At 64.9% G+C, this 26,457-nt stretch carries 26 protein-coding genes and 1 tRNA gene; 9 read left to right on the forward strand and 18 right to left on the reverse strand.

The window, feature by feature from the left end:
• Positions 1-167 precede the first annotated feature (167 nt).
• The gene (gene htpX, locus AB0I79_RS48030; RefSeq protein WP_357888669.1) at positions 168-1,019 is read left to right on the forward strand and encodes a zinc metalloprotease HtpX; all 852 of its coding nucleotides are present in this window, start codon (positions 168-170) and stop codon (positions 1,017-1,019) included.
• A 23-nt stretch (positions 1,020-1,042) separates the two neighbouring features.
• On the opposite strand, the gene AB0I79_RS48035 is transcribed toward htpX, so the two are convergent.
• Positions 1,043-1,516 (reverse strand): NUDIX domain-containing protein, encoded by a 474-nt coding sequence (locus AB0I79_RS48035; RefSeq protein ID WP_357888672.1) that lies wholly within the window; start codon positions 1,514-1,516, stop codon positions 1,043-1,045.
• Between the two features lie 173 nt (positions 1,517-1,689).
• Positions 1,690-2,190, reverse strand: a complete 501-nt coding sequence (locus tag AB0I79_RS48040) for a YajQ family cyclic di-GMP-binding protein (RefSeq protein WP_357888764.1) — start codon at positions 2,188-2,190, stop codon at positions 1,690-1,692.
• Positions 2,191-2,490: 300 nt separating this feature from the next.
• Here AB0I79_RS48040 and AB0I79_RS48045 point away from each other — a divergent pair.
• The 3 genes from AB0I79_RS48045 to AB0I79_RS48055 all read left to right on the forward strand — a co-directional run bounded on the left by AB0I79_RS48045 (position 2,491) and on the right by AB0I79_RS48055 (position 7,195).
• Positions 2,491-2,572 (forward strand) — tRNA-Tyr (locus tag AB0I79_RS48045).
• 1,200 nt (positions 2,573-3,772) lie between these two features.
• Positions 3,773-4,696: a hypothetical protein gene (locus AB0I79_RS48050; protein ID WP_357888675.1), complete on the forward strand. Its 924-nt coding sequence runs from the start codon at positions 3,773-3,775 to the stop codon at positions 4,694-4,696.
• A 1,176-nt stretch (positions 4,697-5,872) separates the two neighbouring features.
• On the forward strand, positions 5,873-7,195 hold the full coding sequence (locus AB0I79_RS48055; RefSeq protein ID WP_357888678.1) for a hypothetical protein: 1,323 nt from the start codon (positions 5,873-5,875) through the stop codon (positions 7,193-7,195).
• Positions 7,196-7,307: 112 nt separating this feature from the next.
• On the opposite strand, the gene AB0I79_RS48060 is transcribed toward AB0I79_RS48055, so the two are convergent.
• From AB0I79_RS48060 to AB0I79_RS48110, 11 genes are all read right to left on the reverse strand, one after another.
• A complete protein-coding gene (locus AB0I79_RS48060) occupies positions 7,308-8,684 on the reverse strand; it encodes a tyrosine-type recombinase/integrase (protein ID WP_357888681.1) in 1,377 nt (458 codons plus the stop codon).
• A complete protein-coding gene (locus AB0I79_RS48065; RefSeq protein WP_319717887.1) occupies positions 8,684-8,881 on the reverse strand; it encodes a helix-turn-helix domain-containing protein in 198 nt (65 codons plus the stop codon). Before AB0I79_RS48065 ends, AB0I79_RS48060 begins: the two co-directional genes overlap by 1 nt.
• A gap of 14 nt (positions 8,882-8,895) precedes the next feature.
• Complete coding sequence (locus AB0I79_RS48070; RefSeq protein ID WP_357888684.1) at positions 8,896-10,446, reverse strand: YfjI family protein; 1,551 nt, start codon at positions 10,444-10,446, stop codon at positions 8,896-8,898.
• Positions 10,443-11,336, reverse strand: coding sequence for a bifunctional DNA primase/polymerase (locus AB0I79_RS48075; RefSeq protein WP_357888687.1), 894 nt, complete (start codon positions 11,334-11,336; stop codon positions 10,443-10,445). The genes AB0I79_RS48070 and AB0I79_RS48075 overlap by 4 nt, the downstream gene beginning before the upstream one ends.
• A gap of 20 nt (positions 11,337-11,356) precedes the next feature.
• Positions 11,357-11,575 carry a hypothetical protein gene (locus AB0I79_RS48080; protein WP_357888689.1) on the reverse strand — a complete coding sequence of 73 codons (219 nt, stop codon included), beginning with the start codon at positions 11,573-11,575 and terminating at the stop codon, positions 11,357-11,359.
• Positions 11,576-11,715: 140 nt separating this feature from the next.
• On the reverse strand, positions 11,716-13,926 hold the full coding sequence (locus AB0I79_RS48085; RefSeq protein WP_357888692.1) for a cell division protein FtsK: 2,211 nt from the start codon (positions 13,924-13,926) through the stop codon (positions 11,716-11,718).
• Positions 13,923-14,312: a hypothetical protein gene (locus AB0I79_RS48090; protein ID WP_357888695.1), complete on the reverse strand. Its 390-nt coding sequence runs from the start codon at positions 14,310-14,312 to the stop codon at positions 13,923-13,925. Before AB0I79_RS48090 ends, AB0I79_RS48085 begins: the two co-directional genes overlap by 4 nt.
• Positions 14,312-15,274 (reverse strand): DUF2637 domain-containing protein, encoded by a 963-nt coding sequence (locus tag AB0I79_RS48095; RefSeq protein WP_357888698.1) that lies wholly within the window; start codon positions 15,272-15,274, stop codon positions 14,312-14,314. Before AB0I79_RS48095 ends, AB0I79_RS48090 begins: the two co-directional genes overlap by 1 nt.
• Positions 15,275-15,318: 44 nt before the next feature.
• Positions 15,319-15,681 (reverse strand): RRQRL motif-containing zinc-binding protein, encoded by a 363-nt coding sequence (locus AB0I79_RS48100; RefSeq protein WP_357888700.1) that lies wholly within the window; start codon positions 15,679-15,681, stop codon positions 15,319-15,321.
• Between the two features lies 1 nt (position 15,682).
• Complete coding sequence (locus AB0I79_RS48105; protein ID WP_357888703.1) at positions 15,683-16,012, reverse strand: WhiB family transcriptional regulator; 330 nt, start codon at positions 16,010-16,012, stop codon at positions 15,683-15,685.
• A gap of 23 nt (positions 16,013-16,035) precedes the next feature.
• A complete protein-coding gene (locus tag AB0I79_RS48110) occupies positions 16,036-16,203 on the reverse strand; it encodes a hypothetical protein (RefSeq protein WP_319708988.1) in 168 nt (55 codons plus the stop codon).
• 447 nt (positions 16,204-16,650) lie between these two features.
• On the opposite strand from AB0I79_RS48110, the gene AB0I79_RS48115 reads away from it, so the two are divergent.
• The gene (locus AB0I79_RS48115) at positions 16,651-17,889 is read left to right on the forward strand and encodes a hypothetical protein (RefSeq protein ID WP_357888706.1); all 1,239 of its coding nucleotides are present in this window, start codon (positions 16,651-16,653) and stop codon (positions 17,887-17,889) included.
• 5 nt (positions 17,890-17,894) lie between these two features.
• On the opposite strand, the gene AB0I79_RS48120 is transcribed toward AB0I79_RS48115, so the two are convergent.
• The 5 genes from AB0I79_RS48120 to AB0I79_RS48140 all read right to left on the reverse strand — a co-directional run bounded on the left by AB0I79_RS48120 (position 17,895) and on the right by AB0I79_RS48140 (position 21,763).
• The gene (locus tag AB0I79_RS48120; protein WP_357888709.1) at positions 17,895-18,656 is read right to left on the reverse strand and encodes a hypothetical protein; all 762 of its coding nucleotides are present in this window, start codon (positions 18,654-18,656) and stop codon (positions 17,895-17,897) included.
• Positions 18,657-18,874: 218 nt separating this feature from the next.
• Positions 18,875-19,783 (reverse strand): aminoglycoside phosphotransferase family protein, encoded by a 909-nt coding sequence (locus AB0I79_RS48125; RefSeq protein ID WP_357888712.1) that lies wholly within the window; start codon positions 19,781-19,783, stop codon positions 18,875-18,877.
• Positions 19,780-20,469, reverse strand: a complete 690-nt coding sequence (locus tag AB0I79_RS48130; RefSeq protein ID WP_357888715.1) for a GntR family transcriptional regulator — start codon at positions 20,467-20,469, stop codon at positions 19,780-19,782. Before AB0I79_RS48130 ends, AB0I79_RS48125 begins: the two co-directional genes overlap by 4 nt.
• Before the next feature lie 626 nt (positions 20,470-21,095).
• A complete protein-coding gene (locus tag AB0I79_RS48135) occupies positions 21,096-21,368 on the reverse strand; it encodes a hypothetical protein (protein ID WP_357888718.1) in 273 nt (90 codons plus the stop codon).
• Entirely contained in the window at positions 21,365-21,763 is a 399-nt protein-coding gene (locus AB0I79_RS48140) for a hypothetical protein (protein ID WP_357888721.1), read from the reverse strand. The genes AB0I79_RS48135 and AB0I79_RS48140 overlap by 4 nt, the downstream gene beginning before the upstream one ends.
• 101 nt (positions 21,764-21,864) lie before the next feature.
• Between AB0I79_RS48140 and AB0I79_RS48145 the strand changes: the two genes are divergently transcribed.
• The 4 genes from AB0I79_RS48145 to AB0I79_RS48160 all read left to right on the forward strand — a co-directional run bounded on the left by AB0I79_RS48145 (position 21,865) and on the right by AB0I79_RS48160 (position 26,446).
• Entirely contained in the window at positions 21,865-23,121 is a 1,257-nt protein-coding gene (locus AB0I79_RS48145) for a hypothetical protein (RefSeq protein WP_357888723.1), read from the forward strand.
• Positions 23,118-23,750: a 2'-5' RNA ligase family protein gene (locus AB0I79_RS48150; protein WP_357888725.1), complete on the forward strand. Its 633-nt coding sequence runs from the start codon at positions 23,118-23,120 to the stop codon at positions 23,748-23,750. Before AB0I79_RS48145 ends, AB0I79_RS48150 begins: the two co-directional genes overlap by 4 nt.
• Before the next feature lie 644 nt (positions 23,751-24,394).
• Positions 24,395-24,985: a DUF6461 domain-containing protein gene (locus AB0I79_RS48155; RefSeq protein ID WP_357888727.1), complete on the forward strand. Its 591-nt coding sequence runs from the start codon at positions 24,395-24,397 to the stop codon at positions 24,983-24,985.
• Between the two features lie 747 nt (positions 24,986-25,732).
• A complete protein-coding gene (locus tag AB0I79_RS48160; protein WP_357888767.1) occupies positions 25,733-26,446 on the forward strand; it encodes an endonuclease VII domain-containing protein in 714 nt (237 codons plus the stop codon).
• The last annotated feature ends 11 nt before the right edge of the window (positions 26,447-26,457 follow it).

Consider the following 26,457-nt stretch of genomic DNA (forward strand, 5'->3'; position numbering starts at 1 on the left):
CACAGCCGGCCTCCGATACAACCCGACACACCCCATATGACGGGACGTAACACGCAGCCGCTCGACTCGGGAAGTCGCGCTCCGCCCTCAGCTGAGCACACCGGGGAACGAAGCACCGGGTCTTCATCGTTGGACGTGGTGAACCCAGACCACGAGAGGGGGGAACCTTGCACCACAACGGTCTGCGCACAGCCATCCTGCTCGGCGGGCTATCGGCGCTGATCATCACGGTGGGCGCGTGGTTGGGCGGCGGCACCGGTGCGCGGATCGCGTTCGTGCTCGCCCTGGTGAGCAACGGCGTCGCCTACTTCTTCTCCGACCGCATCGCGCTGTCCGCCATGCGCGCCAGACCGGTCAGCGAGGTCGAGCAGCCCACCCTCTACCGGATCGTCCGCGAGCTCTCCACGCAGGCCCGGCAGCCGATGCCCCGCCTGTACATCTCGCCGACGGTGCAGCCGAACGCCTTCGCGACGGGCAGAAGCCCCAGGCAGGCCGCAGTGTGCGTGACGTACGGCCTGACCAAGCTGCTCAACGAGGACGAGCTGCGCGGCGTCATCGGCCACGAGCTGTCCCATGTCTACAACCGGGACATCCTCATCTCCTCCGTGGCGGGCGCGTTCGCCACCATGATCACCTGGCTCAGCTACGTGGCCGTGTTCTTCGGCGGCTCGGACGACGACGAGGGCCCCGGCTTCGTCGGAGCGCTGCTCATGATGGTGCTCGGCCCGGTGGCGGCCACGATGGTGCAGATGGCGATCTCCCGTACGCGAGAGTTCCAGGCCGACGAGTCGGGCGCCAGGCTCACGGGCGACCCGCTGGCACTGGCCTCGGCCCTCCGCAAGATCGAGATGGGCGCCCGCAGGCTGCCGCTCCCGGAGAACAGCCGCCTCACCTCGGCCTCGCACATGATGATCGCGAACCCGTTCAGCGGCTCCGGCTTCGGCCGCCTCTTCTCGACCCACCCGCCCACCTCGGAGCGGGTCGCCCGCCTCGAGCGCATGGCCGGCTACCGCCGCTGACCGTCCGCACCCCGAGCCGCCGGTCAGCTCCGGGTCTCGTCCTCCTCGGCGATCTTCCGCAGGATGGTCACGAGATCCGCGGGATGCACGACCTCCGCGGTGCTCTCGAGCTCCTCCGAGGTCCACCACCGGTACTCGGTCGTCGTGTCCTTCTCGATCTGCTCCATGTGGTCGAACGACACGACCGCGTCGTCCACCCGGATCGCGAAGAACGACTGATCCTGGGTGAACGCGTACTCGCCCCACTCGAACTCGATCAGCGCCTCGGCATGCGGCCCGGTGAACTCCTCCACCTGCGCCCGGATCCCGACCTCCTCGTACAGCTCGCGCGCCGCCGCCTCCTGCAGCGTCTCGCCGTCCTCCACGGCCCCGCCGATCGTGAACCAGAACCGCAGATCCGGCTGAGCCGGATCGAAGCCGTGGAGCAGGAGAACCCGGCCTTGCTCGTCAATGGGCAGCACACGTGCCGTGAACCGGCGCAGGGGGATCTTCGTCATGCCAACTGAGCATAAGGTCAAGGCCGCCCGCGAGCGCCGCGTCCGCGCCGAAGCCGCCCTCGCGCCGCCCTCACGCCGCGGAGCGGCCCGGGACACAGAACAGACCCTTGTGTCCCGGATACGCTCTCCGCGATCGTCGTGTGCCAGCTCGGAGCCGTACGGCATGCCTCGGACTAGCGGTAGTTCACGAACTGCAGGGCGATGTCCAGATCCTTGCCCTTCAGCAGGGTGATGACGTCCTGCAGATCGTCCTTCTTCTTGGAGCTGACCCGCAGTTCCTCGCCCTGAATCTGCGCCTTGACCCCCTTCGGCCCCTCATCGCGGATCAACTTGGAGATCTTCTTGGCGTTCTCCTGGTCGATTCCCTCCTTCAGGCTGACCAGCATCCGGTACTCCTTGCCCGAAAGCTTGGGCTCGCCCGCATCGAGAATCTTCAGCGAGAGCCCCCGCTTGATCACCTTCTCCTTGAACACGTCGAGCGCGGCACCCGCCCGCTCCTCGCTGTTCGCCTTGATCTCGATGTTGTTCTGCCCGGACCAGCTGATGCTCGCCCCGGTACCCTTGAAGTCGAAGCGGTGTCCGATCTCCTTGACCGTCTGATTGAGCGCGTTGTCGACCTCCTGGCGGTCGATCTTGCTAACGATGTCGAAAGATGAATCGGCCAAAGCACCCATCCTCTCAGCTGCGGCGAAATCGGCCCGGCCCACGAAACGCCCGGACCCAGCGAACGAGCCTAGCCAGCATCGGCCCTCCGTGCAGGACCACGTCCCCTTGCTCGCCCCGTACGCGGTGCGTCCTCTTCATCCCCTTCTCCCCAATCCACCCCAACCTCCTCACTGCCGGCCTTACGGCAGTACCCGGGGTGGAGGCGAGGGCGATGGGTACGACTCGGACTCGCCTCGGGACAAACCGGTGTCACGTGCACCTCCGAAGTCCGCTATTCTTCTGTCTGTCGCCGCGAGAGCGGAAGACACGGCAGGTTGCCCGAGTGGCCAAAGGGAGCGGTCTGTAAAACCGTCGGCTCAGCCTACGCAAGTTCGAACCTTGCACCTGCCACACCAGCGGGAAGAGGCCCGTCACCAGCGGAAACGCGGTGGCGGGCCTCTCGCGTTGTGTCCGGTGGTCTACGACGACCAACGGTCTCCTACGGCCACTCGCGGCCAATACGCGGCCAAGTTTCAGGGCAGCGTCTCCCACCTGGACGGTTGGGGCCAGCGGACGATCGGAGAGCAGAAGGAGTAACGCCTCAACCCGATCTTGGCGAGCGGTGTGTGAGTCGTGCAGGTATGCAAGAAGCTTCAGATGGATCGGCGGCTGAGTAGTTGTACGACCGTGTGGCGCCGGCCATGCGCGAGGTAGATCACTCGCCCCAACGATGCTTGGCGGAGACGACCTCCGCCTGCTTAGGACCTGCGTAGGTCAACTCGTCCCCGTCGTACCGGCGATGACGTCGTGTGAGGTGCCCTCAGCACTGCACCAGATGGTCGGGGCCTGAGCGCTGGCTGTAGTCGGCAGGACTTGGCTCGCCGGCCCTGGCCAGGCTGCTCCCGCAAGTCTCGCAGAATAGATGCAGCGTCTGGCCCTGCGGGTCTTGAGCGTGTGATCTATGACAAGCTGCGCTCCTGGCCGCCTCCTGAGTCCCTCGACAACGACCGCGGTTCGCACGTAGGACTCCGCACCACGCCAAACTCAGTGCCGCTTCTCAAGGCCGTCCGGCTAGACACACATAATCGCCGCTGCCGTATCGCTCTCCGATTGGCTAACAAGCAGTGGGGTTTGAGCGGAGATCACAAACCTCGCGCTCCAGGCGGGGAGCACACAGCAGTTCGGCTGGAACATGCACGGGCCTGCTTCGACACACCCTCGACGAGGTAGGCGGCTTGCCACATCAGCGCTGCCAAGTGGACCGGAGTGTCCCGACCCGTCATCAAGCGATTGACGCCAGATGGTTTTGCGAACATTTGCTCCAACGGCGATGTGAATCTGCTGCATCACCCGCAGGACCCGGGGAAGTGCCAGGCGTGACAACCTCAAACGCGCGTTGGACGTCTCTGATAGCAGAAGTCTGCCTAGCCTCTCCTTGCTCACGCCTCACCGCTCATCAAGCTCATGTAATACAAGTTGGATATCGACGAACTAGCCATGAAGTCGTATGGTGCATTCTGTGATCACATTGCGCTCAGCAGCCTATACCGTCGGATGCCGTCGCCATGTCTCCTGCAGAACCGTCTCTGTGCAGGTAGATCGGCTTCCTCGATGAAGCACAGGTCAGTCTGGCTCCCTGAGGATTGGGAAGAGTACTGCATATTGTTGCTAACGCGGCAGTGGGGAGCCGACAAGGTGCAGCGAGTCCCGGCGCGCCACGGGGGAGATCTGGGAATAGAGGCCTTCACGCACGATGGCCATGCCTTGCAGTGCTATGCACCCGAAGATGAATCTACGGTGAAGGACCGCTACGAGAATCAGCGAGACAAGTTGACCGAGGACTTGGGCAAGCTCGAAAAGAACGAAAAGGAGCTTTTGCGACTTCTCGGTGGTGTGCGCATAAAATGCTACCTCTTCATGGTTCCAGTATTTGACTCTAGCAAAATAGTCCAGCATGCATCGGGCAAGGCTGAAGAGTATCGCCAAAAGTCGCTGCCGCACCTACATGAAGATTTTCATATCATCGTATGCACGGACGATCAGTTTGCGTTTACTCGAGATCAGATTTTGAGACGACCCTACTCGCTCATAGAAACGCAGACATCAGGCGTTGAGGAGGTGAGGGAATGGATCCTCTCCAATGAAGCGTCCGTGGATGCTATGAAGAGGAAGTTGGCTACCCCAGAGCTCCCGGAGCCTCGTCGGACTAGATACATCGAAGGCTTGATTACCCAGTATATTGAGGGTGCCAACGGCCTCGATAAGTTGCGAGCGAAGTATCCCGATCAGTGGGAAGCGGCCGAGAGGTACAGAACACATAAAGAAGTACTGCTGGAACTGGAATACCCTCCGAGCAATCCTGCCTTGGGTGTAGTGAGCATGATTGCTCAAGACGTACAGAAGGAGCTACAGAGAGAGCTGCCGGATCTGGGTGAACGGCTAATACGAACACTTTCATGGGCGTCTGTTGCTGAGTGGATCATGCGATGCCCGCTACAGCTCTCGTACGATGGGTCGAGCCAAGATGCTGCCTGATGAACTAGAAGCTGCCTTCGCCTCTGTGGAAGCGCGAATCTCTTTCACGCGGCGTCCGGATCTAATACCCGGAGACCTCCGAATCGGATGGCGCATCGGAGCGTTGATGCTGGCGCTTGACCGGTGCCGATCAAATACCGCCCAGATCGATCAAGTGCATTTTCTGCTGTGGGCACTTCGAACGAATAGCACCATGGAGATAGTGCACAGGTGGTTTAACGGTGATCGAAGTCCAAGCGATCTCATAGTCCGCTATGATCCCTCAATGACGCGTACGATTGCGCTTGCCGAGGCGGCGGCACTGATTAGGAGGAACACGACTGGGTCAATTGCCCTCACGGCCACTGGCATGGCTTTAGTACGCTCTATCAAGGAGTCTGATTCCGTGATGCTGCAGGAGAAGGAATTCCTTGGTGTCCTGCCACGGCGTATGAGTCAGCGACAGCTTCGCTCTGTGATGGAGTGGCGCTGATGCTAAAAGTTAGACACCTGCAAGTTAGAGTGCAGACGCCTGATGTGCTGTGTGGGACGAGTATCGACTTCGAAAATGGCCTTAATATCCTGCGAGCAGATAACTCCAGCGGAAAATCTACTTGCCTGCAATCGATTATATATGCCTTAGGTTTAGAGGGCATGCTGAGTGCAAAAAGGGAAGTTCCCCTACCTCATGCGATGACGGATTCGATAACGATTTCTGGGCAAGAGTTGCCGGTCGTCGAGTCTTGGGTTGCCCTAGAGATTGAAAATGGCGCTGGCCAGAAGCTGACAGTTCGACGCGCTGTGAAGAGTCGGCGGGTTGACCGAGCTCTGATCGAGACCTGGCCTGGACCCATTAGCTCGCTCGAATCGTCTTCAGCAAAAGGCCAAGACTATTTCGTAAGGAGAAGTGGAGCAGCGCAACGCTCTTCGGGTTTCCACCGACGGTTGGCCGAATTCCTCGACTGGCGACTGCCGCAGGTGTCGCGGGTAGACGGAAGCGAAGGCCCCCTCTACTTGGAGTGTCTCTTTCCTTTTTTCTACGTGGAGCAGAAGCATGGATGGACAGGCATACAGGCTCGAATACCTACGTATTTCGGTATCCGTGACGTAGGTAAGAGGTCTGCGGAGTTCATACTTGATCTCGATGCGTACAGCCTGATACTGCAGAGGCAACGACTAGAAGGTGCCTCCGCAGTGATGGAGAGAGAATGGAAAGAGGTGGTATCGCGGCTGCATACATCCACCGAGTTGGCGAACGTACGGCTCCGCGGTGTTCCTGAGAAGCCTATTGATGGAGTCTCGCCGGACCAAGCCGACCTTATCGTTCCCAATGGTGATGACTGGTTCTCGATACAGGCGGAAATTGATCGGATCCGTGACTCCCTTGCTGAGAGTGAGTACATTGATGTTCGTACTGTGGGGGAAACGGCAGCAGATCTAGAAGAGAGACTCTCTAAAGCACAAACTGATCTAGCGACCACTCAAGCGCTATTATCGAATACCCTAGCAGAAGTGCGTGAGACGCGAGCGCGTCAGGTCAGCCTTCAGAGGCGCATAACTGCATTGGAGGAGGATCTGCAACGCCATAAAGATGCCGCGTTACTGCGACAACTTGGCTCTGTCCACACCTCCATTCTAAACGACTCAGCGATCTGTCCGACCTGCCAACAGCAGCTTGTTGACGGATTTGAGATCACCGACCATCCCATGACGGCGGAAGAAAGTATCGCCCATATACAGCAGGAGCTGCGCACCTTCAAAGCCATGGAGAACGACCTGTTCCGGCATGAAAGCGCTGAGCAGATCAAGTCTCGGCGATTGCGAGAAGACACAGCGCAGTTGAGACGCCAGATAAGGTCAATCAAGGATGCTCTTACATCCCCCTCGGCCACACCTTCGGTCGACCGTCTAACGGAACGTCTCAAGGAGCAGGAGCGCCTGGAAGCCCTCATCAGAATACGCGATGAAGTGGACAGTCATATGGCTGATCTCGCTAACCGATCCATCGCATGGGGCAACAATCAGGAGGCTCTGCGAGCCCTGAGTGGAAGTCAGCGAACACCGCAGGACTCGCAGAAGATTCAATATCTAAGAAGAGTGTTTGTGGACCAGTTGCGCGCGTATCATTTTGGCTCAATCGAACCCGCCCACGTAGAAGTATCTGAGGAGACGTATAGGCCTACTTATGAGGGCTTTGATCTAGGCTTTGACTTGTCCGCGAGTGACATGATTCGCGTTATCTGGGCGTACCTTTTGGGTTTCCTGGAGACCGGCATGGCGTTCAACTCCAATCATCCTTATCTTCTTATGTTCGATGAGCCTCGGCAGCAAGAGACAAAAGAGATGAGCTTTCAGGCTCTTTTAGCGCGTGCGGCAGCTGACGGGGCCGAAGGGGCACAAATTATTTTTGCGACCAGCTGGCCAGAAGTTCCGCTTGAGAAGATGCTGGCAGGACTTCCCCACCACTTGATTTCAGAGCGTCCGGATACTAAAATTCTGCGCGCTCTGGCCAGCGGGTAGCAGTCCAGCTATGGGTATTGATGTGCCTGCTAGGTTCTCTCTTCAATCCGTGCGGTTAAGCGGATGCTGAAGGAAGATTTGGTCGCAGTACACGGCCTTCTCTCCATGACGATCAAATCCTAGTGGCGTCCCAGATTCGCTGCATCGCCTCGCACTGCTGGCCATGGATGCACTTGGCGTAGACGCGTAGCAGGACGTTGACGCTGTGGCCCGCCCACTCGGCCACCTGAGGTGCGGGGACGCCTGCGTTGAGCCAGGTGGATACGCATGCGTGGCGTAGGTCGTAGGGGACGACCATCAGGGGTGATTTGGCCTCTGCCGGGCTGAAAGCGTCTGCGCGGGCCTTGTGGAAGACCTTAAGGTAGGCGCGGTCGGTCATGAGACCGCCCCGTGGGCCGATGAAGATGCGGTCGTCGGGGCCGGTGCTGAACTCCTTGATGTGTGCGCGAAGCATCGAGCAGAGTTCGGGGTGGACGGGCACCGATCTGGTCTCGCCGTCTGCTCGGTGCTTGAGTGCGCGGCGCTCCCGGACCTTGCCGCTGTTGGTCCAGCGGCTGCCGGCGCGAGGTTCGGCGTGGGTGAGGCGCATCTCGCCCCAGCCGCTCTCCGGGAGGCTGATGAGGTGCTCTTGGCGTAGGTCGACTACCTCTTCCGGTCGGAGGGCCGCGAAGTACATGCAGCCGAAGAACGCCTTCATGCGCCGGCCTCGCTCGCCTTGACGCTCGACGGCGGCGAGGAAGCGCCGTGCCTGTTCGACGTTGATCACGACTCGTGGGTCAACGCCGGTTAGGGTGCGGGGCTTGGTCCACTTCACTGCCTTGAGCGGGTTGGAAGACAGAGCGCCGATCTCCACGGCGTACTCCATGGCGTTGTTCAGGCTCATGCGCTTGCGGTTCGACGTGTTCGCGGCGGCGGTCTTGCCGTCTCTGGTCTGGCTGATTCGGTCGAGCATGCCGCGCGTGAGGAGAGCGCCCTTGCCCGGCTCCTCGAATGCCGTCATGGGCACCGTGTTCGCTTCGAGCCAGCGCAGTGCGGCTGCCAGCTCGGCGGGTGGTTCTGTTGAGCCGCGTAGGCGCTCGCTGTAGGCCCAGCGGAGGGCGACCCGTTGGGTGTCGGTGTCTGGCCCGCCGTTCTGCTTGGTCAGGAGGGCTTCTGTGGCGTCGGTGAGGGCCTCGGCGATGCCGCGGCGGTGATTCGGTGCGGCGTAGCGCCACTTGGCTTCGACGTAGGAGAGCGTGAAGGCGAACCAGGTGAGGGCGGTCTCCTCGCGTTGCCAGGAGATGGGGCGGCCCGTGGCGACGCTGAACGCCTCGCCTTGCCGGGCGGCCGTCATGAGCTGGGCGCGAAAGCTCTCGGCGTGGGCCAGGGTGCGGAAGGGCTCCTTCCACTCGCGGCCGTCCACGATCCAGCGGACGGTGTGGGTGGTGACCCTGGTGCCCTTATACGTCTTGATCGCCCAGAAGCGGACGCTGTAGGTGATGTTGGCCATCAGGCGGCGTCCTCTCGTTCAGTGAGCCAGCGGTCGAGTTCGGAGCGGCGGATGCGGAGTTCGCGGTTGGCGAGGGTGATGCAGCGCGGGCCCTGCTTCTTCGCGCGCCAGTCGTAGAAGGTGGAGCGGGCGATCTTGAGTTCGGCGCAGACTTCGGCGACGGTGAGCTTTTCGTCGGTGCGGGTGTTTGTCTTCAAGGGCGGTTCCTTGCTCAGGCGGTGTGCTGGTGAAGGGTCGGGTGGACGGCGTAGGCGGGTGAGGGGCGGCGGCCGGGGCCGGTGCGGGGTGGTTCGGGTTCGCGTCGGATCCAGCCGAGTTGTTCGAGCAGGTCGAGGGCGGGCTCCAGCTCGGCGACCTTGCGGAAGCGGTTGCGCGGTAGGGCGGTGAAGGCTTCGCGGACGGTGAAGCGAGTCGTGGCGGTGCGATGCAGCCAGGCGTGGACGACGCGGGCCGCTTCGACGTCGGGGTCGGCGCCCATGGCGTCGAAGGTGGCCAGGGCGTGGGCGACGAAGTACTGGCCGATGGTGATGGCGGCGGTGACGGTGTCGGCGCTGATCGGGTGGCGCCAGCCGTCTTCGACGCGGCCTGCCAGGTGGATGAGGCCGGCGATGCGCATGACCGCGCCGTCGAACTTGCCTGCCCAGTCGGTGATGTGGCCGAGGTCGCCGGAGTCCGGGCGGAGGCGGCGTTCGGTGGTGCGGCGGTGTTCGGTGAAGATGTCGGCGGCGTCGGGTGCGAGGACGAGGCGGGCAGGGTCGTGCCAGTCGTGCATGTCGATGGTCAGGCGTTGCAGGTTGGCGTCGTAGCGGGCGGCGATGTGCTCCGGGACGGTGGGCGCGTCGACGTTGCGGTAGCCGACGTTGGATTTCGGCAGGCTGTAGAGGATGCGGCCGAGCAGGCCCTTGCCGCGGAAGCCGGGCATGGTGGCGATGTCGGAGACGATCTCCGGCTGGACAGCCAAGCCCATCGTCAGGACGGCTTGGTCCACACGTTCGCTGCGGCCTCGGCGGTCAATGATGAGCGGGTCTCCGGCATGGCCTTTGAGGAACAGGTCGAGGTTGGGCGTGCCGGAGTAGCGGCCGGCGAGGGTGGCGAAGATGCCGCCCTCGGCGGACAGGACGGCCAGGCGTCCGCCCTGCTCCACGAGGATGGTGGAGGCGGTTTCCGGGGTGACATCGTCGGCCAGAAGCCTGGGCTTGACCGGGACCTTGATGTCCTCGACGGCCAGGGCCGCGCTCTGGGCCTCGGCGATGGCCTCGGCGGCGGCTTCGCCGTGTGCTGAGCTGGCGGCTCGGGCGGCTTTCTCGGCGAGGTCCTCGGCCAGGCGACGAGCTACCTCGGCTTCGGTGATCTGCGGGCCGATGCGGTTGAGCAGGACGCTCTCGGCGTGCAGGAGCGGAGTGGTCATGGCGCGGAAGACGGCGGACTTGCGGGAGCCGGGCGGCATCGCGACCAGGACGAACAGGTTCACCGGTTCGATCCAGGAGCCGCGCACGTTGACGACGGCGCGTCCGCCTGCGGCGGTGGACAGGGCGGCCAGGGCGACGCAGCCCGCCAGGTCGGTCGGCGTCTGTGTCTCCTCGGCGACGGCGCTGACCTGGTCGGCGACCCAGGCCGGGAGGGCGTGGACCGGGAAGGACGGGAGTTCGCCGCGCTGGCCGAGCGGCGCCGGTGTCTCCCACTGTGCGGGTGCATTGTGCAGGTCGGTGAGCTGTTGAGCGGCGTTGAGGTTGTTCAGGATGGCCTCGGCGGTGGTGGTCAAGCGGCTGTCCTCCGGGGTCGGCGTAGTCCGCTGTCGAGTCCGGAGCGGATTGTGGTGAACGCCTCGCGGAAGTCGAGGCCGGTGGCCTCGGCGGCGTTGAGCAGGCACGCCTCGGCGAGGGCGCGCGGGAGTAGGTCGGCCGCGATGAGCTGGCCCAGGGCGAAGGCGGCCAGGTTGAGCGTGTCGTTGCGGGTGCCGGGGACGGCGTCCAGGACGCGTTCGATCTCCCCGCGGAGCGCGGCCAGGGCGTAGCCGACTGCTCGGTCTCCGCCGCAGGCGATCAGTACCGCTGCGGCCGAGGTGGTGGACGCCGGTGGTGGAGCAGTGAGGTGGGCGGCCAGCCAGGGCGGGAGTGCGGCCGGGGCCGGATCGTGCAGGACGTCGTAGGAGCCTGTGCCGTCCGGCAGCGTGACGGTGCTGCCGGGGGCGACGACGTAGCCGCCGCGGGCTCGGGTGTCGATCTTCCAGCCGAGCTTGCCTGCGGTGTTGCGCAGGTCGAGGTCGGCGGGCGCGGTGTAGTACAGGTGGGTGCCGCCGCGTCGGGTGCGGACCATGAAGGTCTCCAGCGGGAGCGGCTGGTCGGCCTCCTCGCAGAGCGAGGCCAGGACGTCCGCGCCGTCGCTGATGCCGGGCCGGGCCCAAGCGGCGGGCGGGTGCTCGTCGGGCTTGGGCACGTCGAGGTCGAGGACGACCAGGTTGGACGGGCCGCAGGCGATGCCGATGTTGTACGGGCCGCGCGCCCACATGTGGCGGATGAGTGCCGTGTCGGTGGTGGCGTGGGCCTCCCAGGCGGTGAAGCCGGGCAGTGGGCGCTTGTCGTACGGGGCGAGCGGGAAGACGTGCCAGCCGCGGGCGGCTGCGGCCAGGGCGTAGCGGGTGAGGTCGCGCATGCGGGTCTCCTGAGCGGTCATCAGTGGCTGCCGTCGCGGTATAGGCGGCGGGCGTAGACGTAGAGCTGCCAGCCGAGGCGGGGCCGCTTGCCGGTGCCGTTGCAGGCGCGACAGGTGCGGCTCTTGCGGCCGGGGCGGCATCGGGTGCAGCGGCCCCAAGGCGACGCGAGGCACACGATGATGTAGCTGAGAGTGACGAAGGGTAGGCAGGTGGCTAGAAGGGCGATGACGGTGGACATGAGGGCCTCCAGGGCCGTTTCCGGGGTTGGCGCAGGTGGGGCTCTAGGTGCTAGAGCCCAGGTAGAACAGGGTTTCGGGCTCTAGGGGAGCCTCTAGACCTAGAGGGGCACGCCTCTAGGCCTAGAGGCGATCGGCAGAGCTACGACGCCTTGCCCTTGTCGCGGTGAGTGATGGCGGTGGTGATGTCGTCGCGCGCGATGCCGATGCGATTGGCGCCCTTGCCGCCGCTCTCCGGCGTGCCCCACACCTGCATGGTGCGGACCCCGTACGGCTTGAGCGCCGTGGTGAGCTGGGCCGTCTTCGCGCCGCCCTCCAGCGCCGCCCACGCACCGTAGATGTCGGGCCGCAGCTCGGCCAGGCGATCCACGACGGTTTCGTTCCAGACCTTGGCCTCGGACGGCGGGACCACGGCGAGGATGTCGGCCAGCAGGTCGAAGCTCGGCGCGGCCTGCTCGGGTGTCTCACCGAGGGCATGGCCGCTGAGCGTTCCGCGCGCCTTGCGCAGGGCGTACGCGCGGTCGGCGATGAGCTGGGTTTCCGGGGTGTTGAGGTAGGCGGCTTTGACCACCTTGGGCATCGGGGTCGCGCCGACCAGGTAGCCCGTTCCCGCGTCCTTTTCCGGGACGAACACCGTGGCGCGGATCCCGTTCTTGTACGCCGAGGTGCCGAGGATCATGTCGTTCTCCAACTGGCCGGCCACCCGCAAGCAGAACCGGATGGAGACGTTCGCGGAGATGCCGGTGGGCAAGCTGTCGCGGTCTGGGCGCTGGGTGGCCAGGATCAGGACGACTCCCAGGGCGCGGCCGAGCTTGATGATGAACTCGGCGTCATCGCCGGCCTTGTCGCCGTACTCGGCGTGGGCGAACAGGTTCTGGCACTCGTCGATGATGCAGACCAGCGGATGCAGGCCCAGTGAGCGCTTGTCGGCGATGGTACGGGTGACGCGCTTGTCCGGGCACAAGTCCGCGGGCAGGGCCTTGAGCGCGGCCGAGCGGCGCATGACCTCCTTGCGCAGCAGGGTCAGGGAGTCGGCGGCGTAGGCGATGGCCTCGTCCTCGATGCCGGAGACGTAGCGGTGGCAGACCTTGTCGTACGGGTCCAGGTCGCCGGTGCCCTTCAACTCGTGGAACCACGCCTCCACCGTGGGATCGAGCACGATTCCGGCGGCCAGCTCGCGGATGGACGAGGTCTTGCCCTGGCCGGGCTGGGAGCCGATCAGCACGTTGTGCTGGATCAGCGGCACCGTGACCAGGCGTCCGCGCGGGTCGTTGCCGAACGGGATGCCCTTGAACACGTCGTGCGAGCTGGCCTGCTTGAGCGGGGATCGCACGATGGTCTTGGACAGGTCCTTGTCCCCGACCCACAGGATCAGTCGTCCCTCGTGAATGGAGGAGTCGCCCTCGGGCCAGATGCAGCCCAGCGGGCGGCGTAGCGCGCTGGCCATGCGGTCGCGCTTGTCCATCACGTCCGCGACGGTGACGCCGTACGGCAGGTCGATGTCGGCGCGCCAGCCGGGGCCGTCGCGGGTGATCGGGGCGACGAACCGGATGGCGTCCTTCGGGTTCTTGGACAGAGCCTGCGTGATGCCGGCGATGCCGAGCACGCTAAGGGCGCGGATCACGATGTCGCTGGTGAGCTTCTCCACCTCGGACGCCATGACGGCGCGGTTGATCAGCGGTCGGTCGGCGGGCTTGCCGAGGATGCCCAGCAGCGCCAGGGCCACGGAGAGCAGCCCCCATTGGGCGGCCGTGGGCTGGTTGACCGTGACGATGGCCAGGACCAGCAGCGTGACCAGGATCGTGCCGGTGATCCAGACACGCAGTCGGACACGAATGTCTCGTTGCCTGCTCAGCTTCAGGTACCCCTCGTAGTCGGATTTGCGGACGGCGGCCATGCGTGCGGGCTCGCCCTCCAGGTCGAACGTCCACCGCACGAGGCCGCTCACCAGGCGGACCAGGCCGCGCGGAGCACAGGCGGCGAGCCGTCCGGCGTAGACCGGCGTGCGGAGGAGCTGGTAGCCGGCCACGTGCGCGTAATGGAGGCCGGCCCACCTCAGGGTCTCGATGGCCTCGGCGCGGGAGCGTAGCCACAGCGGGATGAGCGGCTGCCGGGTGGTCGCCTTGCGCTCCAGGCTGGCCCGCCAGTCCGTACGGGCCGGACCGGGCTGGTCCACCCGCAGCACCTCGCCCTCGATGACGGGCGGCTCGGGCCGGGACCGGTCGGCGTTGCGGCCGGACCGCGCGGCGTTGAGGTCGACGATGTCCGCGCCCTTGTCGTCCTGCTGGCCGGGCCGATCGGGTACGTCGTCGTCCTTCGGGTCGTGGTTGGGATGGTCCGATGGCTGCGTCATGATGAAGGAACCTCTGCTGCCTGGTGGGCGGTGGAGTTCTGGGGCGCGGTCGTTGTCTTGGCGGATGAGGCCGCGTCCCAGTTAGCGGTCAGGGTCGAGGTGAGGTCGGACCGCACCTCGTCCGGTCGGTCGTAAGCGGTCGGCGCGTGCGGTCCGTCCGCTTCGGTGATGTCGAGTTCGGTCCGCCAGCAGGCGGCGAGGAGCGCGTCGCGTCCGGCGGGCAGGGTCAGGGCCAGCAGCTCGGCGAGCAGCATGGCCGTGATGGCTTGGTTGCGGTCGAACAGCCGTCCGGGATAGCCGGTGACCGTCCATCCGCCGGCGCGGAGTTCGTCCACGTTCGGGCAGCCGTCCGAGGCCATGTGCGTGTCGGTGATGGTGAGGGTCATCAGGCGGCTTCTCCTTCCGGTACGGCTGCCGGGCCTTCCGCCTTGAGTCGGGCCAGGAGCGCGCCCGCGCGGTCCGTCGAGATGCTCCGGCCGGTGTTGCGGATGGCGTCGCGGAGGCGGTCACGAGTCAGGGGTTCGCCCTGTGCGGTCAGGTTGGCGGCGATGTGCCGTCCCAAGGACATGAGGTCTCCTACGTTCGGCGCTGGTGTCGATCGAGCGCGCCGCTTGGGCGTGCGGTGCTTCGGTGGTGCGGGTGGCAGGGCGGCCCGTACCGGCTCGGCCGGCGGCTGCTCCAGGTGCTTGGGCGAGAGTTCGCCGAGGCGGTACAGGGCCCGCTCCCGCCTGGTGGCCTTCCAGCGCCACAGCCGGCCGTACCGGTCCTGCAGCTCCGTCTTGGCGAGGATGCGTTCGCGCTCCTGCCCGAGTGCCTCGGGATAGCTGCGGATTTCCCAGAGCACCATGCGGCGCCACAGGCATACCGTGGCCAGCGGGGCGAGCAGCCAGCGGGAGCGGCGGATGCCGTCCATGTGGTCCGGCCTGGCCAGGTCGGCGTGCTTGCGTACGACGTGGGCGCCCACCTCGATGGCGATCACCCACAGCAGCGGCAGCAGGGCGTGGGCGACGACGGCGAACCAGTCGGTCTGCCCCGGTGCGCTGAGGTAGGCGGCCACGTTGAGGTAGACCGTCGCGGCGGTCAGCGCCCACGGGATGACCCGCAGCCAACCCAGTCGCATGCCGAGCCGAGCCAGGACGATGTCCAGAGCGGAGAAAACGGCGATGCCGAGATCGATACCTAGTGGAACGGTCCAGGCAAACCATCCGAACGACGGCTCAGCCGCGGTGGCGACACGCTCGAAGCTGTTGACGAACCCCAGCAGTCCGAGCGCTCCGGTGACGGCTGCGGTCGTGGTTATCGCGGTGCGCTCGCCTTCGGTCAGCGGGTGCGGGGTGGTCGTGGTCATCGCGTGTCCTTCCTTCGTCGGTACGCGGTCAGCGGCGGGGCCGGTCATGCTGCCGCCTCCTCCGCGCAGTCCGGGCATACGCCGAGACGGCGGTCTATGGCCTCGGTCAGGCACTCGGGGCACGTACGGCCCTTCGGCGCGGTCGTCCGAGTTCGCTGGCCAGGGGCACGCTTCGGCAGGGCCAGGCGCACGTCGTAGAGGTAGGCGGCGCGAACTCGGGGCGGGCCGGGAACGCGTGAACACCACAGGACCTGTGCCTGCGGTCCCTGGCCGCCCGGCCGGAGCCCCTCGGCGGCGAGCTGGCGCAGCGTGCGCAGGTGCGGCGGGATCTTCTTCCTCGGGTAGGTCGGGATGCCGTACCGGCGGCCGGACGGGTCCCAGAAGCGGGTACGGGTGCGGCGTGCCATGTCAGGCCACCTCCATGTCTTCCAGTGCGGTGGTGTGGGTCATGAGCTCGGCGGGAGTACGGCCGGCCCAGATGCCCGAGGTCGGGCGGGCCTGCCGCGCGTACAGCTCGCAGAGCTGCAGGGCGGGGCAGGTGAGGCACACTTCGCGCGCCACGGCCTCGCGGGCGGCGCGCTCCTCGGTGCTCTCGATCGTGAGTCGCGGGCCGGTGTGCAGTTCCGGGTCGTAGGTGCACTCGGGGAGCGGCGTCGGGTCGCCGCTCTGCCAGACGTTTTCGAGGTCGGCGAGCGACATGCGCGCCGGGTGAAGCGGGCGGTTCGGGTTGTGAGCCACTGTCGGGTCTCTTTCCTGGGTGATCAGTTGCTGACGGTCTGGATGAACCGGGCGAGCGACTCGGAAGCGCTCATGACCAGGTGCGCCGCCGCCTTGACCACGGTCGCCGCGCCCTCCGGGTCCTTCAGGGCGTAGAGGCCGAGGCAGATCGTGATGACGGTCGGGAGCACCTTGCGCGGACGGACGAGCATGTTGAGCCCTCTTGGTTCTGACCTGCGAGCAGGTACTAAGAGACATAGAACATGTATAGCTACGGAGAGTCAAGCCCAAGGGACGGTTCGTGTTGGAGTCCCGCGGTGCCCGGCTCGGCCGCTCTTGCTGACTTAAGCCTTCCGCGCCGAGCCCTACGGCAACACCGTGCCCATGATCGGGACTGAATGCGCAGGGGGTGCTTTTTGGGGGTGATTCAAGCTCTGACCAGGAGAAACGCGGGCCGGTATTTCTCGGGAAAGCGGGCGCATAAGGCCGTGTTCGCGCCATGATTGCCGAGGCGTGCACATGCGGAGGTGAAGATGTCTCGAATGCCCAATGTGGGGCTTGCTAACGCCATGCGGCGTGCTGATTGTTCTAATTCGGGACTTGCTTCACGAGTGCGACAGATTGCGCAAGAAGAAGGCGTAACTCTGAGTTGTACGCACGTGGACGTCAAACGCTGGCTCGACGGGGTGAAGCCGCGGCCGGCTACCGCGCGCTTCATCGCCGAGGCGCTCAGCAGGAAGGCGGGGGTCACCTTCACGCTGGACGATGTCGGGTTCGCGAGCGTCGTGACTCCGGAGACGCTGGAACGCACGCTGGCTCATGGCGGCGGCATCTCCGACGTGGGGAGTCGCCTGCTGGGCCTGACGCGGCGCGACCTCGCAGACGATCCGGTGGCGCTTCAGTCGGTGGTCGTGCCGGACGCCTGGAACGAGTCCCTCATCGCATGGCTGCTGTCGCGGCCGGAGCCGGTGCCGGTGCGGGAACACGCGCGGCCGTCCGTCGGCCCGTGGGATGTGCAGACCATTCGCGCAACCACCGAGCTATTTGCGAACATGGGTTTTCAGTTCGGGGGTGGACATGCGCGCTCCGCGCTCGTCCAGTATTACAACCGAGAAGTCGTTCCCATGCTCGATGGGAAATTCGAGGAGTCGGTAGGGCGGGCGTTGTATGCGGCGGCGGCCGAAATCACGGAGCTGGTCGCGTGGACGGCGTACGACCTCGGCAGGCACGGGCTCGCGCAGCGCTATTTCCTGCAAGGGCTGCGCCTTGCTCAGGTGTCCGGAGATCGCATGCTGGGTGGCCTGATCCTGGCCGACATGAGCCATCAGGCCAATTACCTGGGCCGCTACGACCAGGCCATTCAACTCGCGCGTGCGGCGCAGGAGGGCTGCCGTAACGCGTCCACCGCGACGCCCATGGCCCTGTTCTTCGCCATGGAGGCCCGCGCGCACGCCGGGAACGGCGATGAGGCCGCATGCGCGCGAGCCCTGCTTGAGGCGGAGAAATGGTTCGCCAAGCGCAATGTGGACGATGACCCCTCGTGGGTCGGGTACTTCGATGCCGCCGAGTTGGCCAGCGAGGGCGCGCATTGCTACCGCGACCTTCGGAAGCCGTCCCAAGCGATGGAGTTCGTCGGCCAGGCGGTGGGGCTCTGTGACCCGATGTACGTGCGGACCCTGGCCTTCGACCGCTTGGTCCAGGCGGCGAGCTATGTGCACGCGGGCGAACCGTCGCAGGGCGCGGCCGTCGCGCTGGAGGCCATCGACCTCGCCGGGCCGCTCAAGTCAGAGCGCTATCTCCGGTACATCCGAGACCTGCAAGCGGACCTGAACGCGTACGCGGGCGATGGCCGGGTGGCGGAGTTCAACGCCGTCGTCGCCCGGAAGTATTCGCCATAGAGCGATTAGCTGTCGTACCCGTGGCGAGGCGGCCGACCGTATCTCCACAGGAGGTAGCTGAGGGGCAGCACGAGCACCAGCAGCCGAGCAGGGGCATCGCGGAGGCCGTCGAACTGGAGTTGGTGCAGCAGGCCGACGCGTAGGGATTCGTCCCCGGTGAGGAGAGGGGCGAGGGCCACCAGCCCGTACACCACCAGGGCATCCATGACGGTCGTCAGCGCGCGCCGCCCAGAGATCGGCGGCGCCGGGGAGTCCGATGCGAGCAGCACCAGCAGCGCAGCCGCCAGCAGCCACAACTCCCAGAGTCCCCAGCCGCCGGACAGAGCCTCGAACCAGTCCAGGGTGAACATGGGCATTGAGCCCGAGCAGATGTCGTCCCCCTGGTAGTCGGCCGAGAGCGGCCGAGCGAGCGCGATCAGCACCAGCACCCAGGCAGCACGCGGTCCTGCCGTCGCCGAATGCCGCCGCATCATGGCGACCAGCACGACCAGCACGGGCACGGCCCAGGTCGTCGCGAGTTCGGTGAGTGTGGCGAGGTCGTCGCGCAGCGGTAGGAACGGCGAGTGGTCGATCGCGTCGTATGGACGTACACAGCGCACGACGCCCTCGGAGAAGCCCCCGTAGTGCTCCTTCGGGTAGTACTCCTCCGACATGACGGCGGCCGTGAACAGGGAGGACCAGTCGTACCAGTTCTTCCAGGTGTCCCAGGTGGGGTAGGCCGCAGCCGCGAGGGCCGCCATCCAGGCTAACGGGGCTGAAGGTGACACGTCAGGGGCTCCTTTTGCTTCTGGTGCACCCTATCGGTGATCTTGAGCGGCGAGAGTTGAGGCTGCTGGAGAGGTCATTCCATCCCTGCGACTGACAGCCGTCACAATCTGCGGCACGTTCAGCCCGGAGAGCCGCAGATGCCGACCTTGATTTTCGAGTAGGTGGACCAGTGCCGCGCTCCTACAGGGCGGTCATCTCCCGGCCCGGGACATCGAGCTTAGAAAGCATGCCAGCGGCGAGGTGCGTCAGGATTCCGTAGCGAGTTCATGCGATTGCGGAACTCCCGGGCTATGGCCGCGTCTTCGTCGACATTCTGCATGAGCCACGTCGTCATTTTTAGCTCATTGATGTCTCTGAGCACGGGGTAACCTTCCCAGGCCAGAACGTCGAATCCGTACCGCTGAGCGAACCGGTCATATTCGGTTCGAGTTCCCCAGCCGACGGTGTGCTCGATGGCCGTGACAGCGAGATCCGTCTCTGGTGGGCCGAACGCGAAGCGCTCGAAGTCGATGAGCAGGATCCTTCCGCCGACGGTTCTGATGAGATTCTCGTTGTGCGCGTCACCATGGACTGCGCACGGTGTGAGAGGGAAGGCCAGCTCGTCGTACGCGCTTTGCAGCTCGCGCCGCCGTGTCAGCAGGAAGTCTCGATCCTCATCAGTGAGGACGGACGCCGCGTTGATGCGTTCGGAGACGCGGCTGAGGATGTCCATCGCCGGCAGCCTCAGGTCGGAGGGAACGGCCAGGCCGTGGAGCTCGCGCAGGACGCCGGCCAGGTCGTCGAGGGTCGGGGGCGAGCCGCTGTCGGGGATGAGGTGCCAGATCGTCACCGGATGGCCTCTGATGATGAGTGGTTGGTCGTGCGCCGTCGTTCTCGATGCGGGTATCCCCGACTCGTTCAGCCAGGCCGAGACGGCTACTTCCTTGTGTACGTCGTCCAGTACCTCGACGCTGCGTGCGATCCTGACGACCACTTGCTCGGCGGGGAGTGCGAACAGAGCGTTCTCGCCGAGGCGGATCAGGCGGGCGTCCTGGCTGGCCAGTCCTGCGGCCTCGCAGGTCTCGCGCAGGGTCGCCAGCGCTTCAGTGGTGGTGAAGGGGAGCGAGGGCGTCTGAGATACGGTCACGTGTCACCTTCGGCTCGTGATTTGACGACGCGGCCCATGCCGGGCCTTTTCTCGATGACTCCTTCCGCTTCCAGCAGCGCGAAGGCGCGCCTGATGGTGATGCGGCCGACGCCGCGTTCCTGGGCGAGTGTGTTCTCTCCAGGCAGGACGGATCCCACAGCGAGCTTGCCTGTGGAGATGTCCTGCCGGAACTCGGCGGCGACCGCGTCGGCTCGCGTTCGCGCGTGCTCGGGGCCGCCGACGAACCAGCCCTTGCCGTGGATGGCCGCGATGAGTCGCTCGCCGGCCAGGAGTTGTAGCGCCTGGCGAGCCGTGCCCTTCGACACCCCGAACTCCTCCGCTGTTGCGGCCTCTCCGGGCAACTGCTGGCCAGGCACTAGCTCGCCGTTCTCGATGCGCTCTCGGAGCGTCTCGGCAATCGACTCGTACTGTGTCGTTGCTGCACGCGGGGAGGCGGGGTCTTCGCTCCTCACTCGCCGGCCGCGTCCGGCCTCGCTGGCCACGAGCCCTGAGCGCTCCAGTTCGGCGACCGCCTGGCGGACGGTCCCTCTCGCCACGCGGTACGTACTGGCAAGAGTGGCTTCGGAGGGAAGCATGGCACCGGCTGGCAGATCACCCTGGACGATGCGATTGCGGAGGTCGTCTGCAATTCGGACGTAGATACGGGCGTCCTTTGCCTTGCTCATCGCGCTCCCTCGCCGAGGCACAGTGTCTCTAGAGTAGGGCGGGGGACATGGCCACTGGCGAAGCTTCGCGGACCATGTCTCCCCTTGGTCTTTCCCTACGCGCGGCGAAGGGACGCCGTACGGAACCAGCTTGTTCGCGCTGGTGGACAGGCGTCGATCTTGTCGGACGCGCCGCATAATCCGCAGAACGCTCCATGTCGACGTTCAAGCCCACAACCCCTCGCTGGGCATCGCGGACGGGGCGGGCTCGCACAATGCCGCGCAACGCCGCGGATTGGATCAGCTTCCGTCTCGAAGAGGAGTCGCGGGTCGCCGCGATGCCGCTTCATGCAGCGGGGTTCCCGGGTAGCGCCCGGCCACGCTGCTTAGGGCGAGCGGCGACCCGAGCCCGCGCCTTCCGCTTGTGCTCGTCCTCGTGAAGGATGAGCAACGCCTGCCAGACCGGCCGTGCATGCCGGTACAGCCCTCTGGCCGTCTCCTCGTACTGGCCTGTAGGGGTCCGCCGGAGGGTGAGGAACTGCCCGCCTTGGCAGGCCCACTCGTAGGCGCCACAACATGAGGTCTCTGTGATCCGGATGCGGTCCTTCGGAGGACGCAGGTACGGCTCCCACTCAGGTATCGGCTCGTCAGGAGGCTGGGTCATGCTCCAGTTCCCCCGCGCCGTACTTCCTCACGTACCGGTAGACCTTGCGACGGCTCCGCTGCCACGTGCACCTGTAGGCGAGCTGCAGGAGCGAGTCGGCGACCAATTCCGGCAGGACCCCATAGGCGACTTCGCCGGCCGTCAGCTTGGGCAGCGGCCTCGCACGCCAGAGACCTGCGGCGTCACGCCAGACGTAGAAGCGCCTGAACGCACCGCGCAGATCGAGATCACATGCCTGCTCAAGCGTCGACGTCATGCCGGCCGCCTCTGCAGTCGACGAGCCGGACGGACATGTGGAGATCGTGCACGGTTCTCGACGTTGCTGATCAGAGTCGATTGCCAGGCCAGGGCTGTCGCGAGAGCAATCGCGTCCTCACAGTGGACGATGCGCATGACCCCTTCTGCCACCAACTCGACTGTCAGAGGCCGACGCGGCACGGCGGTCCACCACAGCCTCTCCGTGAAATCGCGATCAAGGGCGATGTCCCAAGCCGGGTAGGTGCCGCACAGTACGGCGAGCTGTCGGTCCCGCAGGTCCTGCATGAGCGCCGCCAGTGCGGAGGCTTGGCGAACGCTCTGAGCCGTGGCACGCAAGAGTTCGTCGAGCCCCGATTTGGTGTTGGCGTCTAGGTGATTCGTGTCCCAGTACACGAATCCATCACAACGCTGAGTAACGACGCGTAGACAGATGCGGTTGGGGGACACTGGGGGCGGCGACCGTGTCCCCCAACTCGGTGGTGAGGTGCGACGGCATGCTGGAACAGCCCAGAACTCCCCGGTGGGCCGAGCGCATTCGCGATGAGCGACGTCAGCGCGGCTGGTCACAGAAGCAACTGGCCAGACATCTGTTTCAGGCTGCGGGCGAGGAGATCGCCTTGCCCGAGTTCGAGTCGGTGGTCCGCAGGATCAAAGATCACGAGGCAGGCAACAGCCGTCCGAAGGATCCCTACCCCCTGCTGTACTGCCGCGTGTTCGGCATGGACGAGGCCGTTCTCTTCGACCGTGACGGCGAGCTGGTGAGCACGCTGCCGACGAGCGGCGACCTGATCGAGCACACGGCCTGGATCGAACAGACCAACGTCGGCGACAGCACGATCGCCATGATCGACGAAACCCGCTACCACCTGACGCAGCGTCACACCCAGACCGCGCCCGCGCCGCTGCTCGCCGACGTGCTGCGCCTGCACCGTCGAGTGCTGGAGCTCTTGCGGGGCGGCAAGCAGCGGCTCCACCAGACGCGCGAGCTGTTCCAGATCGACGCCGAACTCCTCGCCCACGCCTGCATCCTGCTGGGCGACCTGTACGACGACGAATCGGCCATTGTCCACGGCCGAGTAGCCCTCCTGTCCGCCCAAGAGGCCGGCGCGTGCGAGGCGGCGGCGTTGAGCGCCCAGGCCAAGACCGAGCGGTGGCGATGCCGATACGCGGTCTCTGCCGACGCGGCCCGACGCGGCTACGAATGCAGCCCGCCCACACCCCTGCGGGTACTCCTGGCCAGCCAGGAAGCGAACGCCGCAAGCCTGCTCGGCGACTTCGACCGAGCCAGGGAAGCACTTCACCGAGCGGACGAGGCAGCCGGTTCCGTGGCCGGCGACTCCGGCGTGACGCCCTGGTCATGCCCAGAGCCAAGGCGGGCACTGTACGCCCTGTCGGTGGCGCTCCAGGCGAGCGACCATGCTGCGGCGCTGCGCGCGGCAGCGGCGGCCGACGACGCATGGGCCAACGGTGCTCCCTGGGTGGCCGGTACCTGGGCACAGGTCCGCTTCGGCGCTGGCATCGCGTACGTGATGATGGAGGACCTGGACGGCGCCGCCGAGCAGGTGACACCCGCCCTGACCCTGCCGCCCGAACACCGGCTGTCCACGATCACCAACTACCTGGTGCGGATGGATGCACGATTGGCCGCCCCACGGTTCCGCGGCTCGGATATGGTGACCACGCTGCGCGAGCAGATCAAGACGTTCAACTCCGCTCGGGCTCTGCCCGCCCCTGTCGAGGAGGATGCGTGAGCCCGCTACCGACGCGCATGGCGAACCGCTGGGAGAAGCGACGAGCGCTCATGCTGCCGCCAGGTCAGGGCCAGCTCTACTGGCACGTCCTCCTGGGGGAGGACCCTGACGCGCGGGCCATTGTCCAAGAGGCTCACGACCGCCTGGCTGGCCTGCCTGGCCTCGATCTGGTGCCGCAGGAGTTCATCCACCTCACCACGTTGGTCGCCGGCTACTCGCACGAGATCACCGATCACCAGGTGAACGTGATGGCAGAGGAGGCCACGGCTCAACTCGCGCGGGTCGCACCCATCACCGTCACGCTTGGACGCGTGCTCTACCACCCTGAGGCGGTGGTCCTGGAGGCGCGCCCGGCGGACCGTCTTCGCCCACTGCTCGAAGCGGCGAAGTTCGCCACACGAGCGGCCACCGGCCATGATGGTGCTCTAGCTCATACCGCGTGGGTACCGCACGTCACCGTGGCGTACAGCAGCGCTGATGGTCCGGCGGCTCCCATCATTTCTGCGCTCGGCAAGCAACTCCCCGAGCGTGACGTCACCATTCGTAGCATCCACATCGTCAACCAGGACGGCCCGGAGACGCTTTGGGACTGGCGCGCAATGGCGCAAGTGCAACTTGGGATCTCATGAGGAGTCGACGTCACCGCGTGACCGCTGATGACCTCCTCTTTCAGCCATATGGCCCATCGATTAACTCACCGCTCATCTCCTGCCTGCTTGTTCTAGAAGCCCCCTCGTGGAGCAGTTGTCATAGCACCCTGCACGCGGATCTCTGTGTAGGTAGGTCGCGGCTGCGATCCACCACGACATCACGGCCAGCGCTCGCGGCATGGAGCGTGAGTTCGCAGTCGGGAACCGAAGATGGCCGCTGAGCTACCCACGGGAAACCGCACCATAACCGAGAGGGCTCGGGCTATCGCGCACATGCCTACTTCAGAGGAGCGGCGGAACCTGGCTACGCCAGCGGACGACGAGTTCCCCTTCGAGTCCACGATCCAGGGCGCCTGGACCTCGGGCGAGGGGCAGAACCAACCAGGAAAGCGCGCATTCTCGATCCGCCCCGCCTATTGGCGGAACAACGGCAATGACGGGCTTCAGCTCCGGACGTTCTACGAGCTGAACCGGGTCCTCGGGGTGGACGGGGACACGAGGAAGACTGAATACGACTCGTTCCGGGTGGATCCGAAGGTGCCTCAGGCGCCTCCCATCCAATAGCTGCACAGTCGCCGGGCGCCCGCGATTCCGGGCGCCCGGCGCGTCACACGGGAGAGACCATGATGGCGGAACTGATCGCTCTTTACACCGAGATCGCCGAGACCACCCTGCCCGACGATGTCTGCTGGATCGTGGTCCAGCCCCTGACCGGAACGCTGACCGTGGAGGAGGCCGCGACCAGGCTCGGCGGCCGCCCCGGGGACCTGCGCCGGATGCGAACGCTGGACGCGGCCGAGTTGGCCCTGTACGGCGACACGGCCCTGTCGCTCGACCAGGTGGCGAACTGCGTCGCGATCCTCCAGATCGGAGGCTACGCCGGCCTGCTGCCGGAGCTGATGGAGCCGCTCAGCGCCGGAGCCCGGGTCTGGGTGGTCAACTGGGACGGCAACGCCGACTTCACGATGCTGTTGTGGGCCGACGGCAAGGTCATCGGAGGCTGGAGCCCCTACGAGCCGCGCGAGGTCTGGGCCACCGGGCTGGGACCAATGGCTCCCTACGCCGACCTGTTCCTCGCTTACGACCTCGACGATGATGATCAACATGCCCGCTATCGCCACGCTGTCTGTCTCGCCGTCATCGAGTCGGAGAGCGGAGTGCGGCTGGATCGGGATTGGATACATCAGGAGCACTTCACCCTGCTCGGCATATAGACGATGTTGCAGTCCCGCGCCGTACCAGCCAGTTCGGCGGCATGCCGGAGGGTGTGCCAGTCTTTGAGGTTGTCCCGGGGCCGCGGAAACACCGCAGAGTTCTGCGCGGGGATTGCGTGGAGTTGGTTGTCGAGGACGCGCCGGCCAGCGAGTGAGCCTCGACGGGTTACGGTTCTGCGGAAAAGCGCGGCAATCTGCTGACCGGCTGTCCTGATTACCCGGCTGACACCGGGAAGCCTGCTGACCTGCTAGGACGCCTCGGTACGTCCATTCTGCGGATTGTGCGTATCGATGCCGCAGCTAACTCCTGAGAGGGCTCCGTAGCCTGAGCGCTGGCCATATCGACCGGCTCTGGTAGAGGTGAGGACTGCAGAAGATGTCATATGAATGTGACGCTTTTTGCAGGCAAACCAATTACCCGACGGTTAGTATCGCTGGATGGATCGTGCAAGCCATATACCGATCAAAGATGCCAAGGCATGTTCATCCTGCGGCAAGGAGTACAAGCCGTTACGTCGAGGGCTGTGCCAACCGTGCTATCGGAGAAAAGCACGTTACGGAACGACCGAATACAAGCGTGAGCCCGTTGAAAAAATCAGTCTTAGCTTTGTGCGAGCACACTGTCGCAAGGTAGGGGACTGCCTCATATGGACAGGGAATTGCGGCAAGGAAGGATACCCCCAAATCACTGATCCCGAGACATGGAGGGAGAAAGGAAAGCAGAAGCAGGTCAGAATCCATCGATGGATGTATGAGAATCAAGTCGGGGAACTACGTAAAGGCCAGCAAGTTCGCCAGACCTGCGGTAATAAGCTATGCGTATCCCCGAAGCATCTTGAAGTTTCCCTTCCTCGTGAAGGTCGTACACCTTTAAGTGAGGCGGGACAGTATAAGGGCAGCCGGCAACGCGAAGATTATCTAGAACGCTGCGCCAACGGTCATGACTGGACGATCGAGACGCTACATATTGACCCGAAGGGCCGCCGCATCTGTCGGCAGTGTCAGTCTGAGTCATATCGGCGGAAGAAGGGTTACGATGCTAGCCATACTTGGCGGCGTCGTAAAAGCTGGGAAGAAACGCCGGAGTGTGTAAACGGCCATTCTTACGAAGAATACGGCTGGTACTTCAATGGGGAAGCCCGAGTCTGTCGTAAGTGCTTTGCGCAGAAAGAGCGAGCACGCTGGCTTCGGACTCTCTACGGAATGACGCCAGAGGATGTCGAGGGCATGTTGATTCGGCAAGGCTTCTCATGTGCTATATGTGGCACGATTTTCGATCCAGATGTAAGCGAGCGAACCTATTGCGTGGACCACTCGCATTCGACGGGCCAAGTTAGAGCGCTACTGTGTCGTATTTGTAATCTCGGTCTCGGGCACTTCAAGGAGGATGTCGAGCGCTTGCGTTCGGCGGCTGCTTATCTAGAATACTATGAAGGTCTACAAGCGCCTCTGAATGAGTAAAGCTTCCTTTG

The organism is Nonomuraea sp. NPDC050202, assembly GCF_040656115.1.
Classification (GTDB): Bacteria; Actinomycetota; Actinomycetes; order Streptosporangiales; family Streptosporangiaceae; genus Nonomuraea.

Coding starts and splice junctions, on each gene's coding strand:
- AB0I79_RS48135 (WP_357888718.1), bottom strand. CDS start 21,368: ATGACGTCGACGCTTGAGCAGGCATGTGATCTCGATCTGCGCGGTGCG.
- AB0I79_RS48055 (WP_357888678.1), top strand. CDS start 5,873: ATGGAGAGAGAATGGAAAGAGGTGGTATCGCGGCTGCATACATCCACC.
- AB0I79_RS48040 (WP_357888764.1), bottom strand. CDS start 2,190: ATGGGTGCTTTGGCCGATTCATCTTTCGACATCGTTAGCAAGATCGAC.
- AB0I79_RS48085 (WP_357888692.1), bottom strand. CDS start 13,926: ATGACGCAGCCATCGGACCATCCCAACCACGACCCGAAGGACGACGAC.
- AB0I79_RS48035 (WP_357888672.1), bottom strand. CDS start 1,516: ATGACGAAGATCCCCCTGCGCCGGTTCACGGCACGTGTGCTGCCCATT.
- AB0I79_RS48075 (WP_357888687.1), bottom strand. CDS start 11,336: ATGCGCGACCTCACCCGCTACGCCCTGGCCGCAGCCGCCCGCGGCTGG.
- AB0I79_RS48100 (WP_357888700.1), bottom strand. CDS start 15,681: ATGGCACGCCGCACCCGTACCCGCTTCTGGGACCCGTCCGGCCGCCGG.
- AB0I79_RS48095 (WP_357888698.1), bottom strand. CDS start 15,274: ATGACCACGACCACCCCGCACCCGCTGACCGAAGGCGAGCGCACCGCG.
- AB0I79_RS48050 (WP_357888675.1), top strand. CDS start 3,773: ATGAAGCACAGGTCAGTCTGGCTCCCTGAGGATTGGGAAGAGTACTGC.
- AB0I79_RS48060 (WP_357888681.1), bottom strand. CDS start 8,684: ATGGCCAACATCACCTACAGCGTCCGCTTCTGGGCGATCAAGACGTAT.
- AB0I79_RS48080 (WP_357888689.1), bottom strand. CDS start 11,575: ATGTCCACCGTCATCGCCCTTCTAGCCACCTGCCTACCCTTCGTCACT.
- AB0I79_RS48110 (WP_319708988.1), bottom strand. CDS start 16,203: ATGCTCGTCCGTCCGCGCAAGGTGCTCCCGACCGTCATCACGATCTGC.
- AB0I79_RS48155 (WP_357888727.1), top strand. CDS start 24,395: ATGATGGCGGAACTGATCGCTCTTTACACCGAGATCGCCGAGACCACC.
- AB0I79_RS48130 (WP_357888715.1), bottom strand. CDS start 20,469: ATGAGCAAGGCAAAGGACGCCCGTATCTACGTCCGAATTGCAGACGAC.
- AB0I79_RS48160 (WP_357888767.1), top strand. CDS start 25,733: ATGTATGAGAATCAAGTCGGGGAACTACGTAAAGGCCAGCAAGTTCGC.
- AB0I79_RS48090 (WP_357888695.1), bottom strand. CDS start 14,312: ATGACCCTCACCATCACCGACACGCACATGGCCTCGGACGGCTGCCCG.
- AB0I79_RS48145 (WP_357888723.1), top strand. CDS start 21,865: ATGCTGGAACAGCCCAGAACTCCCCGGTGGGCCGAGCGCATTCGCGAT.